Source organism: Paenibacillus sp. cl123 (genome assembly GCF_900101595.1).
Classification (GTDB): domain Bacteria; phylum Bacillota; class Bacilli; order Paenibacillales; family NBRC-103111; genus Paenibacillus_G.
Map to the genome: position 1 here is coordinate 152,818 of NZ_FMYY01000013.1, position 17,612 is coordinate 170,429.

Annotated in this window: 13 protein-coding genes; 6 read left to right on the forward strand and 7 right to left on the reverse strand. The window is 55.9% G+C overall.

The window, feature by feature from the left end:
• Positions 1–155: 155 nt before the first annotated feature.
• Together BLR08_RS19630 and BLR08_RS19635 are read right to left on the reverse strand one after the other, a co-directional pair.
• Entirely contained in the window at positions 156–3,284 is a 3,129-nt protein-coding gene (locus BLR08_RS19630; RefSeq protein ID WP_072333801.1) for a gamma-glutamyltransferase, read from the reverse strand.
• Between the two features lie 183 nt (positions 3,285–3,467).
• Positions 3,468–4,241: a C40 family peptidase gene (locus tag BLR08_RS19635; RefSeq protein WP_072333804.1), complete on the reverse strand. Its 774-nt coding sequence runs from the start codon at positions 4,239–4,241 to the stop codon at positions 3,468–3,470.
• Between the two features lie 160 nt (positions 4,242–4,401).
• On the opposite strand from BLR08_RS19635, the gene BLR08_RS19640 reads away from it, so the two are divergent.
• Together BLR08_RS19640 and BLR08_RS19645 are read left to right on the forward strand one after the other, a co-directional pair.
• Positions 4,402–5,457 carry a peroxiredoxin family protein gene (locus tag BLR08_RS19640; RefSeq protein WP_072333807.1) on the forward strand — a complete coding sequence of 352 codons (1,056 nt, stop codon included), beginning with the start codon at positions 4,402–4,404 and terminating at the stop codon, positions 5,455–5,457.
• Between the two features lie 131 nt (positions 5,458–5,588).
• Positions 5,589–6,992 carry an NAD-dependent malic enzyme gene (locus BLR08_RS19645; protein ID WP_072333811.1) on the forward strand — a complete coding sequence of 468 codons (1,404 nt, stop codon included), beginning with the start codon at positions 5,589–5,591 and terminating at the stop codon, positions 6,990–6,992.
• A gap of 137 nt (positions 6,993–7,129) precedes the next feature.
• Here the strand turns inward: BLR08_RS19645 and BLR08_RS19650 are convergent, their stop codons facing one another.
• A complete protein-coding gene (locus BLR08_RS19650; protein ID WP_072333813.1) occupies positions 7,130–9,367 on the reverse strand; it encodes a helix-turn-helix domain-containing protein in 2,238 nt (745 codons plus the stop codon).
• 239 nt (positions 9,368–9,606) lie between these two features.
• Between BLR08_RS19650 and BLR08_RS19655 the strand changes: the two genes are divergently transcribed.
• From BLR08_RS19655 to BLR08_RS19665, 3 genes are all read left to right on the forward strand, one after another.
• On the forward strand, positions 9,607–10,572 hold the full coding sequence (locus BLR08_RS19655; RefSeq protein WP_083537365.1) for an ABC transporter permease: 966 nt from the start codon (positions 9,607–9,609) through the stop codon (positions 10,570–10,572).
• 13 nt (positions 10,573–10,585) lie between these two features.
• Positions 10,586–11,455, forward strand: coding sequence for a carbohydrate ABC transporter permease (locus BLR08_RS19660; RefSeq protein WP_072333816.1), 870 nt, complete (start codon positions 10,586–10,588; stop codon positions 11,453–11,455).
• A 124-nt stretch (positions 11,456–11,579) separates the two neighbouring features.
• A complete protein-coding gene (locus BLR08_RS19665) occupies positions 11,580–13,130 on the forward strand; it encodes an extracellular solute-binding protein (protein ID WP_072333819.1) in 1,551 nt (516 codons plus the stop codon).
• A 199-nt stretch (positions 13,131–13,329) separates the two neighbouring features.
• On the opposite strand, the gene BLR08_RS19670 is transcribed toward BLR08_RS19665, so the two are convergent.
• The 4 genes from BLR08_RS19670 to BLR08_RS19685 form a co-directional block, all read right to left on the reverse strand.
• Positions 13,330–13,797, reverse strand: coding sequence for an SRPBCC family protein (locus BLR08_RS19670; protein ID WP_072333822.1), 468 nt, complete (start codon positions 13,795–13,797; stop codon positions 13,330–13,332).
• Between the two features lie 138 nt (positions 13,798–13,935).
• A complete protein-coding gene (locus tag BLR08_RS19675; RefSeq protein ID WP_072333825.1) occupies positions 13,936–14,805 on the reverse strand; it encodes an SPL family radical SAM protein in 870 nt (289 codons plus the stop codon).
• A gap of 102 nt (positions 14,806–14,907) precedes the next feature.
• Positions 14,908–15,873 carry an aldolase catalytic domain-containing protein gene (locus tag BLR08_RS19680; RefSeq protein ID WP_072333828.1) on the reverse strand — a complete coding sequence of 322 codons (966 nt, stop codon included), beginning with the start codon at positions 15,871–15,873 and terminating at the stop codon, positions 14,908–14,910.
• A gap of 575 nt (positions 15,874–16,448) precedes the next feature.
• Positions 16,449–16,811 carry a hypothetical protein gene (locus BLR08_RS19685; RefSeq protein ID WP_072333831.1) on the reverse strand — a complete coding sequence of 121 codons (363 nt, stop codon included), beginning with the start codon at positions 16,809–16,811 and terminating at the stop codon, positions 16,449–16,451.
• A gap of 177 nt (positions 16,812–16,988) precedes the next feature.
• Between BLR08_RS19685 and BLR08_RS19690 the strand changes: the two genes are divergently transcribed.
• A complete protein-coding gene (locus BLR08_RS19690; RefSeq protein WP_072333834.1) occupies positions 16,989–17,420 on the forward strand; it encodes a hypothetical protein in 432 nt (143 codons plus the stop codon).
• Positions 17,421–17,612: the final 192 nt, after the last annotated feature.

Genomic DNA, 17,612 nt, shown 5'->3' on the forward strand with positions numbered 1-17,612 from the left:
TTTCTCGGAAACCGGAGTATCCTTGGAAGAACGTGCCCGACAGACGAAGCTGCTTGCCCGCTGTACGCAGCAAAACAGCATGCGGTTCTCCTTGCGGAGAAGGCCGCATGCTGCTTGACTTGCTGAGTTGCTTGGATCAAGGGCGCCAGTAACAGTTAGGGTGAGGCGGGCGGATAAAGGCTCTCGACCATGGCGCTGCCTCCGCCCCGTCTGACCGGCTCCGATACGGGCTGCACCTGACCGTCCGGCAGGAAGGCAATCGCGTTGACTGAGCCGATTCCGTAGGTGAGCCCCGATATGCTGAAGGGCTGGCCAAGCTGGCGCAGCTGTTCATACTCCGGCATGGCGGTCACTTCAGGCTCGATCAGCGTTCGTCCGTAAGCATTGCCGTTATTTTGCGACAACCTTGGAGCGGCTACAGCCTGCGGCAAAGTCATTCCAAAATCAAGCCGGTTAATCAGCACCTGCAGGACGGAAGTCAGAATCGTCTGTCCGCCCGGCGAACCGAGCGCGAGCACAGGCTCGCCGTTCTGCAGCACGATGGTCGGCGACATGCTGCTCAAGGACCGCATGCCCGGCCGCGGAGCATTCGGATGTCCCTCCGGGCTGCTGGAAGGCACGCGGGTATTCAGGCCGTTATTGAGCAAGAAACCGTAGCCGGGTACAACCATCGCATTGCCGCCGATCGAATTCAACGTATGCGTGTAAGCTACGATATTGCCGTCTGCATCGGAGACGGTGAGATGAATCGTCGATTCGCGTGTATTGACCGCATCCAGATTGTACACCTTCAGCTCATCGATCAGGAAGCTGCCGCCCTGGATACCGGTGCCCCCGGTCAGCTCGATTGCGCTGGCCATCCATTTGCCGGGAGCCGTCACATCTCCGTTAGTTCTCTGATGCAGCCAGTCTACCGGCTCCGGTTGTCCGTCGTTCCACAGACGCACCTTCAGCACATTGCCTTCCACGCGGAAGCGGAGCCACTGCCAGTCCGTCGTCCTTGGATGATCGATGGTCGTCAACCCGTAGATGCCGTTGCTCTGCCGGGTGCGCAGCAGCCGGATCGTATCGGACTGGGTGTTGATCTCGACGCCGTAGCCATTATGCGGAGCGGAGGTGCTGTTCCAGCCGTCCGCCCTCAGCCACAGACGGAGGTTGCGGTCAGCCCCCAGGCTATCCATTTTGAATTTGACGAGCAGCTCGCTGTCATAGACGGCATTCATCACCGAAGTAGCCCGGGCATACGCAAACTTCGTTTTATCGACATACATGCGCCCGATCCCATCCTGGATATCGATCACGCCTCCGGTGCCCGGATTGGAGGAGCCGATGCCGACGTTAGTTGTGAACAGATTCGTGCTGTCCCAGCTTGCGCCGTTGGCAGCCTGAGAGAAATCGGCGGTTAACGAAGCGGGGTTCAGCTCCGTTACGCGAATATCGTCGACCTGGATGCCGCCGCCCTCGGCAGCTCCTGTAAGCTCAACGGCGCTCAGCATAAAGGTTCCCTTGCTGTTGACCGATTGACTTTGGAGCGACTGCGTCCAGCTGTCCCGCGGCTCTTGCTCGCCGTCCTTCCAAATCCGCACACGTAACTGATCTCCCTCGACGCGGAAGCGAAGCCACTGCCAATCCGTGGTCCGGGCGTGGCTGGCAGTAGACAAACCGTATACGCCGTTGCTGTCCCGCGTCCGGATCATGCGGATCGTGTCGGAGGCTGTATTGATCTCAACGCCGTAGCCGTTATGCGGAGCGGAAGTGCTGTTCCAGTCGTCCGCTCTCAGCCATACCCGCAGATTGCGGTTGCCGCCCAGCTCATCGAGCTTGAAGCGCAGCAGCACCTCGCTGTCATACACAGGAGCCGATACGGACGAGGCCCGGGCGTAACCGTACTGAGCGCCGGGCAGCTCTATGCGTCCCGCTTCATTATATACGCTCATCGTTACCCCGATTCCGGGAGAGCCGGAGCCGATGCCGAAGCCTGTGGCGAACTTGCCCGTATCGTCCCATGGCGAACCGTTGGCCGTTCCGGCAAAATCAGCGGCGAAAATCTGCTTCCCTCTGGACGGAAGCGGCTGAGCCTGGAGTTGCGGGTTGGCGTCGAACGGCCACGGATTTCCCGCATCGACGATACGCTGGGTTCCTCGCTCCGTAATCTCCTGCCGGACTTGCTCCGCATAGTTTTTGGACAGCATCCCTGAGATCGGCATAGGGCCGCTGAAGGTATTAGGGTCGCCCAGATAGGCATTACGGTCGGCGAAGGCCCGCCGGGAAGCCTCCAGATAATAATGGAGCGCCGTACTGCGGGGCATGGAAGCGAGCGGATAGCCTTCCAGAATGTTCAGCGCTTCTCCGATCGTGGCTCCTGCCGAAGAAGAAGGAGGCAAGCCGTAAATATCATAGCCCCGATAGTTAACGTGCAGGGGTGAATAAGTCAGCGTCTGGTAGTTCTGAACATCGCTCATACTCATGCTGCCGGGAAGGACTTGGAAGGAGGGAGAGGATGAGACAGGGGGATGATTGACAGTTTGGACAAGCGCTTGTCCGATCTCTCCCTGGTAAAATACGCTGCTGCCGTGTTGGGCGATCAGCCGGTAGGTGTCGGCCAGGTCGGGATTTTTCATTAAGGTACCCGGAGCGGGCACGCTTCCGTCGGGATTCAGGTAGATATCGGTAGTGGAGGTAAAGGCACGGAATCGTTCGGCGTTTTCGGTAATCTCGCGGATGAAGTTATGATCGGCATAAAATCCGTCTTCGGCCGCCTCGATGGCCGGCTGCAGTACGTCGCTCAGCGTAAGCTGGCCGCTGCCGTACAGCTGAAGAGCTTCCTCCCAGGCTTTGACCATGCCGGGGACACCGACTGCGACACCGCTGCTGTCGCGGATTACGTCGGCAAATTCATTGCCGTTCTCATCGAGGAAAGAGCTTGGACCAAATGAGCTGGCCGCCACGTCGCGATGATCCAGTACAATGAATTGGTTCGTATCCTTCAGGTAGATATGCATGTAGCCGCCCCCGCCGATGCCTCCCGAGAAAGGGCGAACCACTCCTTGAACGGCTGAAGCTGCGATAGCCGCCTCCACCGCATTGCCTCCGGCCTGCAGGATGCGCATAGCGGCCGCCGAAGCAAGCGGATGCTCGGTGGCAGCGGCTCCGCCGGTGCCGGTGACTGTCGACTGCTGATCATACCATGGGAGCCTGTCCGCCAGCACCGCCGTGGGCGAGGCGCACAGCATGAAGGCGCATAGTGCCGCGCTGAGCGCCTTTTTGTATTTCACTGCTTTCACAATCCATTCCTCCTTTGGGTTTTAACTGCTTCATCCAATTCATGGAAGCAACTTTATTATATAGTGCATGCCGGAAAACTTTTAATATCGGATCGTTATAGAATAATAATCGTGGCTTATAAATTAAAAAACGAGCCTTTAGAATCGCTTCTAAAGGCTCGCTGCTTTGGAGTATCCTGTTTTTTATTTGAGAGCGCTGCCGCCGAAGATAAAGCGATGCTCCCAATGCTTGCCGCTGATCGTATCGATGCGGACGCCGCCCGATTCTTTCGAGTATGTATGGAGGATCTTGCCGTCACCCAGATAGATGCCGACATGCGTGATACGCTGTCCCGACGTATTGGACGGGTAAGCCGAAGCGCTGCCTCCCCGGTATTCCATGAAAAACATCAAATCGCCGGCTTTCAGGTTTTTCCAGTTGGTGCTTGTTTTGCCGATAGACTTCACATAGCTGCCCTGGCTGCGCGAGTCGCTTGGAAGCGTGATGCCTGCGCCGACCTTGAAGGCTTGTCTGACAAAGTCCGAGCAGTCGAAGGTGCGGGTGTTGCTGCGGTCGGAAGCATATTCATAAGGCGTGCCCAGATACTTTTTGCCGGCCGCAATCACTTTGCTGCGCACGGAGCTTGAATCTTTAGCGGAAGAGCCCGATGAGCCTGAAGAACCCGATGAACCTGTGGAGCCGCTGACTTTAATATAGTTGCTGCTGGTTGAGACATAGCCGGTACGTCCTTGATCGTCCTTGACCTTATACCACCAGTTGTTGACTTTGGATACGATGTCGACGCGTTCGCCCTTCTTGAGATAGCCGTAGCTGGATGCGTTGGCGTCCGGCTGGCTGCGGAAGTTGACGCTGCCCACGATCGTACCGGTGGCGGCAAGAGCTTGTCCGGCGAAGGAGCCGAGCGTGCTCAGGGAGATAGCTGCAGTAACAATCGTAACAACGAGCTTTTTTTTCATAGATGTCATGCCCTCCTGCGGTTCTGGTTGAGTGGTGCTCCTGAACAAGGCCGCGCATGTTCCTAAGGTTAGGCGTGCGTGGCCGAGTCCATGTTGACAAGGTAACGTACGACGATTCACAATGGAACAAAGGCAAAAATACAAGGGAGACGGAAGTGACATGGATACTTGGGTCTGGGGACCGCTGGTCCTCCATCGCCATGTGGTGATCATTGTGGCAGCTGCGGCCATGGGCTACGGAGTTCTGCAGCTTAGGCTTCGAGCCAAACCGGAACGCCGCAGCATCGCGGCGGCGGCGCTTAATGGCGCCTTGCTCTGGCTGCTGATCTGGAAGTGGGGCTGGGTGCTCACGGATTTGTCGGGAGTTTGGAACCATCCGGAGTCCTTGCTCTACTTCAGCGGAGGCCGTTATTCGGCCTGGCTCGCTTCCGCGGCGGCAGTACTCTATGTAGGGATCGCCCTCGAAAAACGCCGGATCGGCAGACCCGTCTACATAGATTCGTTGCTCGTTTCGCTTTTCGGGGGGTACGTCGCCTATAGCGCGCTAACCAGCGTTCAGGGGGACGACATCTTGCCGGAGCGGCTGTCCGTCGCTTTGCTGGGGGCGATTTTCCTGGGGATATGGCTGATGAAGGGGAAGAACTACTCGGCGGGCACTGTGGCGCAGCGGCTGCTGGTGCTTGGGATCGGATGCGCGCTTGTGTTCACAGTGTTCAACCAACCGGGCTCTGCGGGCAAGCCGGAAGAAGCGGGCGGGAGCGGTACGGCCGCCAAGGTAGGGCTGAATATCGGCCAAGAGGCGCCGGATTTTTCTCTGTCCCTACTTGGCGGAGGCGAGCTCAAGCTCTCGGATTACCGGGGAAGCGTCGTGTATGTAAACTTCTGGGCGACCTGGTGCCCGCCTTGTCAGGCCGAGATGCCGTATATGCAGCAGTTTTATACAAATAATGAAAAGAACGGCGTTGTCATCCTCGGCGTCAATGAAACCCAGACGGAAGCCAGCGTGCCGGTCGTGGAGGCATGGGTAGACGAATGGGAGCTCACCTTCCCGATCCCGCTGGACCGAGACGGAGCAGTAGGCAAGCTGTACAGGGTTCAGGCCTATCCGGCAACTTTCGTGATTGACGAGCAGGGCATCATACGGGCCAAGCATCCCGGTCCGATGAACGGAGAGATGCTGGAAAACGCTCTGGCCTCCATTCGCAAGGCGAAGTGAAAAATGTTTCTAATCGGGGTGCAAGTTGTTTTTCATTTGCCAAAAAAAACGACAACATGGTAACATAGTTCTATTCATAGGTCATATATGTTAAACGTGACATCATTTTAGGTCGAAAGCGAGGAAAAAGTATGGCGCAGACAAGTGTTATTTTGCGTGTGGAGCTTAATCACGAGTTGGTGACTTTCGGGGATGTGGCAACAACGATCAGCAAAGCGGGTGGAGATATTACATCCATCGACGTTATCCGTCCCGGCAAGGAGTCCTCTGTCCGCGATATTACCGTAGATGTGGCCGAATCCGGAGAAGCGCAAGTCGTCGATGCGCTGAAAGCGATTGACGGCATCAAGCTGATCAACGTATCCGACCGTACGTTTCTCGTTCATCTGGGCGGGAAGATCAATATGCAGCCCAATCTTCCGATCAAAAACCGCGACGACTTGTCACGCGTCTACACACCGGGTGTGGCGCGGGTATGTACGGCCATTCATGAAAATCCGCGCAAAGCTTATTCCCTTACGATAAAGCGTAATACGGTTGCCGTCATAACGGACGGTACGGCGGTTCTCGGTCTGGGCGACATCGGCCCCCATGCCGCCGCTCCCGTCATGGAGGGCAAGGCGATGCTGTTCAAGCAGCTGGCGGGCGTGGACGCCTTCCCGATCTGCCTGGACACCAAGGATACCGAAGAGATTATCCGGACGATCAAGGCGATCAGTCCTATCTTCGGCGGTATCAATCTGGAGGATATCAGCTCCCCGCGCTGCTTCGAGATCGAGACGCGGCTGGCCGAAGAGCTGGATGTTCCGGTATTCCATGACGATCAGCACGGGACGGCCGTCGTCGTCATCGCGGGTCTGCTCAATGCGCTGAAGGTCGTAGGCAAACGGATCGAAAACGTCCGCGTAGTGGTGAACGGGATCGGCGCCGCGGGCGTCTCCATCTGCAAAATGCTGCTGGCCGCAGGCGTCACCAAGCTCGTCCCGGTCGACCGGGAAGGCGTAATCGTCCGCGGAGGCACGTATTCGTATCCGATGTGGCAGTGGCTGGCTGAGCAGCCGCAGGTAGGAGCGGAGCCCGGCACGCTGAAGGAAGCGATCGAGGGAGCGGACGTATTCATCGGCGTATCGCGCGGAGGCTTGCTGACCGGCGAGGACGTGCAGAAGATGAATGCGGACAGCATCGTCTTCGCGATGGCCAACCCGAACCCGGAGATTGCGCCGGATGAGGCGATTCCTCATGTCCGTGTATTCGCCACAGGACGAAGCGATTATCCGAACCAGATCAATAACGTGCTCGTATTCCCGGGCATCTTCCGCGGAGCGCTTGACTGCCGCGCACGCCGCATCAATGAGCCGATGAAGCTGGCCGCCGCCCGGGCTATCGCTTCGGTCGTCACCGAGAGCGAACTGAACGAGCAGTATATCATCCCTAGTATTTTCAATGATAAAGTCGTAACCAAGGTGCGCCACGCGATTATCGAGGCGGCTATCCTGACGGGGGTAGCGCGGAGAATCCCGCCGGATTTCCGTTAAGCCCGGACCGGGCCCATCGGATACGCGCCGCGCTCGCTTTCTGCGCAGTTCTGCCTATAGGAAAATAAGGACAAGCCTGACGGTATAAAAACCGTCAGGCTTTTTAGTCTGTGTTCCCCGTGCTCCGCTCGACCGGCCTAACTATGACCGGACTGCTGCTTTCTATATTCGCCCGGGGTCACGCCGGCATAGCGTTTGAACATGCGGATGAACGAGTTGACGTTCTGGTAGCCGAGCTCCAGCGCGATCTCATGAATTTTCAGCTCCAGATCAAGCAGCAAGGATTGCGCTTTGCGTATCCGCACCCGGTGCAAATAATCGCTGAAGTTCATGCCGGTCTTATCCTTGAAATAGGTGGACAGGTAGCCGCGCGACAAATTCAGCTTGTCGGCCATCAAGTCAAGCGACACATCTTCGCTCAGATGCTGGTCCAGATAATCCTTAACAAACTCGATGACCGGGTCCTTGTTTTCATTCTTGGCCATCATCGTCTGCGCGCACAGCAGCAGCACATGCTCGAGCAGCAAGCGGGCCTGCTCGTACGTGTGGCACTGCCCGGTCTGAGTCAGCAGCTCCGCTTCTCCGGGCAGCTCCTCCGTTTTGACGCCAGCCGACTCCGCTTCCTTCATAGCCAGCTCGGCCGCATGCCTCACAAAGCGCTGCAGGTCGGACGTTGTCTGCTCGCTGCTCTGCAAATTCTCGAGCTGCTCCCGTATCCATTCGCGCAGCGACTCCGCGTTCCCGGCCCGAATCTTCGTCTGCAGTTCTTCCTGCTGCATGGCGGTTAGCCGGTAGAGCGGCCGCTGCGCCGCGACGCGTATCAATTGCGTTTCCGCATAAGGCATCCGGCCTTCGGCCAGCTTCAAGGCTTCCTCATACGCGAGGACGAAGTCAGAGGCTTCCCGATAGGAGGAGCTGACCGCCATCGTGAACAGGCACCAGTCCTTGTCATTGTCGAACACGGCCTTAAGCGGCAGCAGCCATTCGTCCGGCGCCTCCTCATGGAAGATCAGGCTAAGGATCTGATCCTTGTCGATCTGAAACGTCAGGTTGTCCTCATGGATCTGGGAGAAATGGGTCTGAATATATTCCCGGATAAAATAAGTGACTCGCTCCCTGTTCATATGAGGCATATCCAGAAAACCCGAGAAAAATTCGAGCCGGAACAAGATGACGACAAAAGGGCGATGGAACGCGACATCCTTCAGCTCATCATGATTGGTGCGAATCTGCTTCAGCTTGTCGGTGAAGGCATAGGAGCGAAGCAGCGAGCTTTTGTCCGACAAGTCCTGATGCATCCGCCGGATCTGCTCTCCGATCAGCTGGAATTCCCGGATGCCGCTCGGATTCGGCGGTCCGTCAAGGCTCTGGTACTGGCCGACGGCCTGGATCAGGCGCTGGACCGGGGTATTCAGCCGGACGCTTAACCAGATCGAGGTCATCAGCGAGATGGCGATCGTGACGGCCAGCAGCGTGATCAGGATCAGATTCAGCCGGAGCAGCTCCGAGGAAATGCTCTGGATCGGCACCATCGTCACATAGCGGAAGCCGGTGAATTTTCCTTTTTCCTGGAAGTAATAATAGCCGTTCTGAGTGAGGCTGGAGCTATCTCCGGTGAACGAGGGCAGCTGCCCTGCGGCTGCGCGGCTGTCCGAAGAGAAGATAAGCTGCCCCTGATCGTCTACGATGAGCAGAGGATTTTCCAGCGAGTAGTGCAGCGTCCGTGCCATCCGGTTGCTGTCCAGCATCACGATGAACAGCAGGTCGCGGTGCATCGAATTTTTCAGCACGACGGGAATCAGATGGCCCAGCGATTTGCCGGAGTTCATATAACTCTGGGAAAATTGGGATGCCGGCAATATCCGGTACACATAACTCCCGTCGAACTGCTGGCGCCAGAACTCCGGTTTGTAGTCGGGGCTGACGTAAAATTTGCCGAACGTATCCTTGGCCTCGCTCGTCCCTTCCTTCTCCAGCACGTAATCCCCATTTTTGAAATAAAACAGAATATTCTCGTAATACAGCAACGGATTAGCCAGCAGCGTATTGATTTCGGTATGAACTTTGACGGTTTTATCATAACCGGCTTGCTCGGACAGCTGGCGAAGCACGTTCAGATTGGCGGACAGATCGCTGTTCTGATTCAGGCTCAGCATCATGTCCAGCGTCAGCTTGAAATGGTTTTCGTAGCTCTCCGCCGTGTGCTTCATATTAAGACCGTTGTACTTGACGATCTCGTCGTGAATTTTGCTCTTCAGATACAGGAAGGACCCGAAGTTAAAGGCTGCGAGCAGCACAATAATCGCCAGGAAGCTGGCAAGCAGCCTGGCAAACAAGGTGCGGAACTTCCATTTCTCCGGCCAGACGAAACGCATAAGCCATCCCCCTTTTGTCTACAGGCTTTATGGTTGCTTTCATTATATAGGCTCTTGGTCTGCGTCCCAATATTCCTTTTGTCTTATTCGTATGCATTCGTTCATATTCCTGAAAAAGGGCGGAGACGGCGGAAATCTGGACGATTTGCAGCAGGCCCGGAGGTTGTTATCGTTAGGTTACGGCACGCAAGGCCTCATGGCAAGCGACTGTGAATTTTAGCACCGGAGGAGAAGCATATATGGAACTGACGAGCACTAGCGACGAGCAACTCCCCGTCGTCAGCGGATGGCAGCGCAGACGGCAGCATATCGTCAGAGAATGGCATAAAACCAAATACTTATGGTTGCTGTTCCTGCCGTGCCTGATTTACTTCCTGATCTTCAGGTACGCGCCGATGTTCGGACTGGTTATCACCTTCAAGAATTATAATCTATTTAAAGGCATCATGGCGAGCGACTGGGTCGGCTTCAAGTATTACACGATGTTTCTGCAGAACCCGGATTTCTTCCTGCTGATGCGCAACACATTCCTGCTCGGGATCTATAAGCTGGTATTCGGCTTCCCGGCCCCGATCCTGCTGGCGCTGCTTCTTAATGAACTGAAGAGCGCCGTGTTCAAGCGCTTCGTGCAGACAGTCAGCTACTTGCCTCACTTCATCTCGAACGTTATTGTGGCGAGCATGGTCATTATGTTTCTGTCACCGACAAGCGGGCTGATCAATCAGATTATCAAGATGTTCGGCTTCGAGGCTGTCAATTTCATGATGGAGCCGGGTCTGTTCAGACCGATCTATGTGCTCTCCGAAATCTGGCAGCATCTGGGCTGGGAGACGATCATTTATCTGGCTGCCTTGACGGCCGTCGATCCCCAGCTGTATGAAGCGGCGGATATGGATGGGGCAAACCGCTGGCAGAAGATGAAAAGCGTGACTTTGCCGGGCATTGCGCCCGCGATCGTTATCGTCTTCATTCTGAATGTAGGCAAGGTGCTCGAGATCGGCTTTGAGAAAGTGTTCCTGATGTACAACGCGGCGGTTTATGAGACGGCGGATGTCATCGGCACCTACGTCTACCGGGTCGGTCTGGTACAGGGGAACTTCAGTTATGCGGCGGCGATCGATCTGTTCATGGGCATCATCAGCCTGATCTTCATTGTCTCGGCCAACTGGGTCAGCCGCAAAGTCAGCGAGAACAGCTTATGGTAGGGGGCGAGAGGCAATGAAGCGAAACAGAATCAGCTGGTTTACCGTTGTGAATGTCATCATCCTGTCGTTCGTATGCGTCGTCACCCTGTATCCATTTCTGTACATGGCGGCCGTATCGCTCAGCAAGGATATTTATGTCATCAAGAACGAAGTGTTTTTGTGGCCGAAGGGCTTGAACTTCGAAATGTATAAGGTTGTTCTGGGCGACCCGAGCATCTGGAAGGCTTACCGCAATACGATCCTGTACACGACTCTGGGAACGGCTATCGCGCTCGTGGTCACCTCGATGGGGGCTTATGCGCTGTCGCGCCGCGATATGAAGTTCCAGAAGGGCTTCATGATGATGATCGTGTTCACGATGTTCTTCAGCGGAGGGATGATTCCGACCTTCCTCGTCGTCCGCTCGCTCGGTCTGGTGGACACGGTGTGGAGCATGGTGCTGCCGGGAGCCGTCAGTACGTGGAATCTGATCATCATGCGAACCTTCTTCCTCGGCATTCCGAAGGAGCTGGAGGAGTCGGGCAAGATGGACGGTCTGAACGACATCGGCATATTCGCCCGCATCGTGCTGCCGTTGTCCATGGCGGTATTCGCCACGATCGGTCTGTTCTACGCGGTGGCGCTGTGGAACAACTTCACCTTCCCGCTCATGTACCTGCGCCAGCCTGACTTGTTCCCGCTGCAGGTGCTGCTGCGCAACCTCATCTTGGCCGGGACCGTCAGCTCCGGCGAGGTTACCAATATTGGCGGAGACAATCTGATCGTCGAGGATTCGCTCAAGTTTGCGACGATTATGGTGTCGACGCTGCCGATCCTTGTGATCTATCCGTTTATCCAGAAATACTTCGTCAAGGGAGTGATGATCGGCGCGGTCAAGGGGTAGCCGCGCATCCGGCAGGACAGGAGACCGGGGCAGCCGGTCGTTCAGGTCCGGGCTTGAGGGTCCGAGTGGTAGACGCTTCACAAGTTTGGTACGATAACAGAAGACAAAGGGGAGATTGTACGATATGAAAAAACAAGCTGCATCTTTGCTCACCGTTACTTTGCTGGCCAGTATGGCCGCTGCCTGCAGCAGCGGACAGCCGGCGCCGGCACCGGCCGCTACAGGCGGAGACGCCGGAACCGCCCCTGCCAACCAGCCGAAGGAGAAAAAAACGTTCACGGCGCTGCTGGACAACAATGCAACTTTCCCGTACAGCAAGGACTGGCCGGTATGGAATATGATCGAAGAGAAGACCGGCGTCCGCTTGAACGTGCAGCTTCCGTCAGGCAAGCTGGCTGACACGCTCAGCTTGGTCGTCGCCTCCGGCAACATGCCGGACCTGATCTACATGGCGAACCGCAAAAACGATTCCAATAAATACGGCCAGCAGGGAGCGCTCGTCAATATCCTGGATCATGTGAAGGATATGCCGAACCTGAAGAAATGGATCGAGAAATATCCCGACGAAGCGAAGGCGGCTACCGCCTCGGACGGCAAGATGTACATGTTTCCGAACCAGGGCTTCGGCGAAACGAACCGGATGATCTGGCTGTATCGCGAGGATATTTTCAAGAAGCATAACTTGACGCCTCCCAAGACCTATGACGAGCTTTATACGGTGATGAAGAAGCTGAAGGAGCAATACCCGGACAGCTATCCGTTCTCCTTCCGCTTCGGACAAATCCCGGATGAGATGATGGCGCATCTGGCGACCAACTTCCAGACGGGCGAGGATGTCTATTATGACTTCGACAAGAAGGAATGGCGTTACGGTGCAACGGAAGAGAATTACAAGCAAATGGTCACGATGATGAATAAATTCGTCAAGGAAGGGCTGATTCAGCCGGATTTCCTGACTGTGCAGACGAAGCAGTGGCAGGATGCGATGTCCACGAGCAAGTCCTTCATCACGATCGACTACATCAGCCGCGTCGACTTCTTCAACAATGCGATGCGCAAAGAGCAGCCTGACTACAACATGCAGTTCATGGCTCCTCCGGCAGGGCTCCCTGGCGGGAAGCAGCTCAATCCGTACATGCATTTCCTCGAGGGCGGCTTGACGGTATCGTCCACGTCCAAGAACGTGAAGGATATTATGGCTTACATGGACTTCTTCTACAGCGAGGAAGGCCGCACGATCGCCAGCTGGGGTAAGGAAGGCGAGACGTATACGGTGGAGAACGGCAAGAAGAAGTTCAAGCCCGAGTTCACCGACCTGACGGAAATGCGCAAGAAAACCGGTCTGGCAACAAGCGGAACTTACACCTGGTTCGATTACGACGCGCATCTGTCGCTGTTCACGCCGGATCTGCAGAAGGCTTATACAGAGGCCCGCAAGTATGACCCGGCCGCGATGCAGCCAAGACCGGCGTTCAACGAGAAGGAGATGGAAGTGCTGTCCGTCACCGGCCAAGCCGTCAAGAAATTCCGCGAAGAGAGCTTCGCGAAGTTTGTCTCCGGCTCCCGTCCGCTCAGCGATTGGGATAAATACGTGCAAGAGATGAACAACCTGGGCGTTCAGAAGCTGATCGATACGTACAAAGGCGCTTATGATCGTATGAGCGCGGCTAAGTAAAAAGTAGGTAGGAAAAAGCAAAGGCTGTCCGCGGAGGGTGCGGGCAGCCTTTGCTTTGCGTTAGGGGGCTTGTGAGTTTGGCGTTCAATGAAGCGATGGCTTTTCGCGGCAGGAAAGCAACGGATCATGCGGGAAAAGACATTTCGGTCACTGCCGTTACGGCCGCGAGCAGAAAGCCTGCTCCAAGGGGAAGAGGCCGCTACAGCTTGACGTGAGCATCGGGAGCCTTGTCCGCTACGAGATTCAACATGACGTTATGCTCCAGAAGCGCCTTCAGTCCGCAGAGCACCATCGTATATCCGCCCATCCCGTCTATGGCCTGCTGAGTGATCTCGTCCTGCGTTCCCTTGAACCCTGAGTTTAAGATGGTGACGAAGGTTTCATCCGCTGCCCGCGGCGCAAATCGCCACTCGGCTTGCGTGTCGTCGGAAAATTGAACGCGAATCCGGGTCGGAACATCGATCTCCAGCACATGCACCTCATCCGATACCCCGTACATCTCCCAGTCCCAGCGAACCCGCTTGCCCGCCTCGAGCTTGCCGTTGCTTCGGGTAAACCAGAACTTCGTCGTGACGGCCGGATCGATGAAAGCTTCGAACACTTCATTCACTGGCCGGCGTATAAGCATTTCCGCCTGGACAATTAGACTGTCGTTTGGTTGGGTCATGGGTAGGTTCCTTTCTTATTGGGAATGTTTGGTTTCTTCCTAATCAAGTTTACCAAATAACTGCAGACTATAGGCGATGTCTTCTCGAATCTTTGGATAAAAATTCACCTAACTTTATGTCCCACAACTGAATGCCTCTTAAGGCAAAAAGCCCTCCTGGCTCACGCGGACCAGATCCGCCCCGAACTGGGCCTCAAGCTCTGCTCGCACGCGGTCCAGCGCCTCCCGGTCGTACCATGCCTCCAGCCCATGGCGTACGTACAGCTCGCGGATGCCAAGCCGCTCCGTGCGGCGTCCGAGCGAGCCGTCGCCGCGGAAATAATCGTCCAGCGCCACCCGCTGGACTCCGGTAGCCGCGAGGCGCGCCGCAAATTCCCCGCTGCATGGCAGCAGGGGAGAGACGGCCGCCTGCGTCTGAATGCCTGCCTCGGCCAGCTGCCGCAAGGCATTCAGCCGGGCCGCGATAGGCGGCGCGGCCGGGGAAAAGAGCTTGCGCATCGCGTCAAGATCGGTCTCGATCGTCATGCTGACGCGGACGCGCGAGCCGAGCCGCTGAAGGACATCAAGGTCCCGGGTGACGAGCGGGCTGCGCGTCTGGACCATGACGAATTGCAGCGCGTCCGAGTCTGCCATCGCTTCCAGCCAGGACCGGGTCACGCGGGCCTCATATTCGGCCGGCTGGTAGGGGTCCGTGCTGGAGGACATAAATACCGTGACGGGGGCCTTGCGCCCGGCCCGTTCGAGCTCCCGGCCGAGCTGTGCCGCGGTCTCGGCCTTGATATCGACCCAACCGCCCCAGGGAGCTCCGCGGAACTTGGCTACCGGCATCTCGCGCACGTAGCAATAGGAGCAGGAAAATGCGCAGCCTACATAAGGATTGAGCGTATGGGTGTAACCGGACAGAAAGCCCGAAGCGGGGTTCAACAGCCGCTTGGGCGAGGTGTGGGTGAGCACCGGCTTCCGGCTTGAACGGGGGACGGGGTTCTTGTCCGTGTCGGACGTCGTCATCTTGAACTGCCTCCTTTGCCATTGCTGGTCTGGCCATTATAGAAAAAGCCCGGAGCATCCGACGCTTGTTAGCGATGATGACCGGGCTTCAGGGACGAGCGGTTATTTATCGGAAGAGCCTGCAGGCATAGCTTCCGGAGAAGTTAATTTGTCATAGAATTCCACGAACTTGTCCTTGTCCTCGCTGGCGCGGATGGCCATCGCGGAACGCGGATGATCGTTCAATACGCCGGCGATCATGTAAGGAATGATGTAGCCCCACTCCCACTTCTCGCGCATCGCGATCATATGCTTCTCGATAATGCCCAGAATAGGGCGAACGTCGTATTTGGAATGCTTCAGATGGCTGACGATCAGCTCGGTCGGACAGTTGCCCGCCGCCCGGCCCATGCCGTATACGGATGTATCCAGGAACTCGACGCCTTTGCTCGCGCCCATGATCGTGTTCGAGAAAGCCAGCTGCATATTGTTATGCATGTGAAGGCCGAGCTTCTTGTTCGGCAGCAGACGTTGGAACTTGGATACGAGATAGTCGATATCCTTGTAGTCCATGCTGCCGTAGGAGTCTACGACGTAGACGACGTCTACCGGGCTTTTGGAGATAGCTTCGAACGCTTCATTCAAGTCGTTCTCCATGACATGAGTCAGCGCCATGATGTTAATCGAAGTCTCGTACCCGTAGTCGTGGAACTTCTGAGCCAGATCGAGGCCCTTGTCCACGTCCTTGATATAGCAGGCTACGCGGATCAGGTCGAGCAGGCTTTGCTCGCGGGGAAGAATATCCTTCTCGTCTACGCGGCCGATATCGACCAGCGCGGACAGCTTCGTATCCGTTTTGTTAGCGATGACTTCTTTCAGAAAGTCCTCGTTCAGGAAGCGCCAAGGACCGGCGTCCGCACCTTTAAGCAGCTTGGCGGAATTTTTATAACCGATTTCCATATATTCAACGCCGGCTTCGCTCAGGCCATAATACATGTCCTTGACGAATTGGACGCTAAAGTCCCAGTTATTAACTAATCCGCCGTCGCGGATCGTACAATCCAAAATGCTGTGTTGATGTTTGCTCATGACGATACCCCTCTCCGAATTTCCCGTGTGCCCTGTCGATTGGCTTTTGGGCTTTTAAGCTTTTAAGTGATAAAGTGTTTTGTTAATTACTAATATTACACAGTGTTTATCATTTGTCAATGATAACAAATTACATACCCGGTGGCAATTGTCCTACTGCCTACTTCTGACACTGGGGGAGAACGGAGAGGAAAGGGGGGCGGGGGACGCCGGCAAGCTCGGCTCTGAAGCAAGACAGAGGCCCGATGGAGCGGGACGATTCGCCATGGACGGCTGGCGTTCCGGCCGTGATGACAGAACGTCTTGTTTTCATCATAAGCAGAAATCAATACGCCAAAGCCCCCAGCTCCAGCTGACCAATCGGAGATGAGACTCCTTCGATGCAAGAGCGCTTTTATGGGGCCGGTTTACTCGCTTCGGCGCATAGAAAAAGCGACAGTACAGGACCTTATGTCCTTGGCTGCCGCTCGTTGAATTTTGAAGTTATGACAATTCGATAAACCGGTTGAAACAAAAAGCATCCGGCCTCCTGCTTTATTTTCCGCTGACGCCTCGTAGCCAGCATGACACTTTGCTTAAGCGGGAAGCTTGATGAGCGACAGATGGCCAAGCAGCGGAAGCGGCTTTATCGCCCCGTTAAGCGCATTCAGAATGCCCAGGACGGCGAGCGCAAGGATGCCCAGATTCGCCAAGGGGACGAGAAACAGGCCGAGCAGGGGAATGAGGCCGAGCACGATGTTGCACGCGAGAGCGGCTAACAGAAGAATTAACCCCTGATTGCAGTGATACATGGCGAAGCGGGATTGCTTGGCGGCGAGCAGCGGCAGGAAGAACAAAATATAGGCTGCAGCGGCGATTGTCCTATGCTCCTTGACGTCTGCGTCCTCCGGCGCTTTCGAGTGTGGAGGCTCCGCTTGATCCGATGGATGATCGGACATCTTCGAACACTTCCTTTCCAGTATGAAGAGAATGGATGCAGGGAGAAAAGCGGGTCTTGGACTGCTATCATCCTATGCTTGTCGGCTACCCGAATATGATTACCGCCGAGGAATAAGCTCTTCCGGATCGGGTAAGCTATATCGAACCAAATTTTTCATTGGAAGGAAGGCGGCATAATGTCGGATACACCTATTTTTTTTCAATTCGCAACCAATCATGATGCTTATATGGCTCTGGATACGCTGGAGGAGCTGGGTTACCGCGTCAGCCTGCATACGGAGACGGAGCGCACCGTGCTGCACGTGCATGTCGACCGTGGAGACCTGACGTCCGCGCTCGAGATCGGGCAGGCGCATGGGGGGAGGCTGCTGGAGACGGACGAATCCCCAAGCGAAGCGGCAGCCTTTGCCATGGCTTACGATCCGGAGGGCTTCATCCCGATCCCGGCCCATCTGGTCCAGGACGAAGGGGCCGATGCCGAGCAGCAGCCGGACACTTCGGCATCCGCTTATGCCAACCTCTCGAGCGGGGCGTATGAGGACAACCAGCCTTATTTTGACCCGTCGGGGGATGACTATGACGGCTTCGATGCCGGCATTCATATGTAAGTCTGGAGGATGAGCCGCACTGACAGGAATAAGGTCAACCGTTATTGGTCCAGCCCTACAACATTTGACCGGGAAAACAAAGTTGCCCTGCACCTATTTTTATAAGCCGGGAAAACACTGTTTCTCTAGACCCACTCAACTTTCGTTTGCTATGATGAATGGACTTTGACTAGAGAAACGTTTCTCATTAGT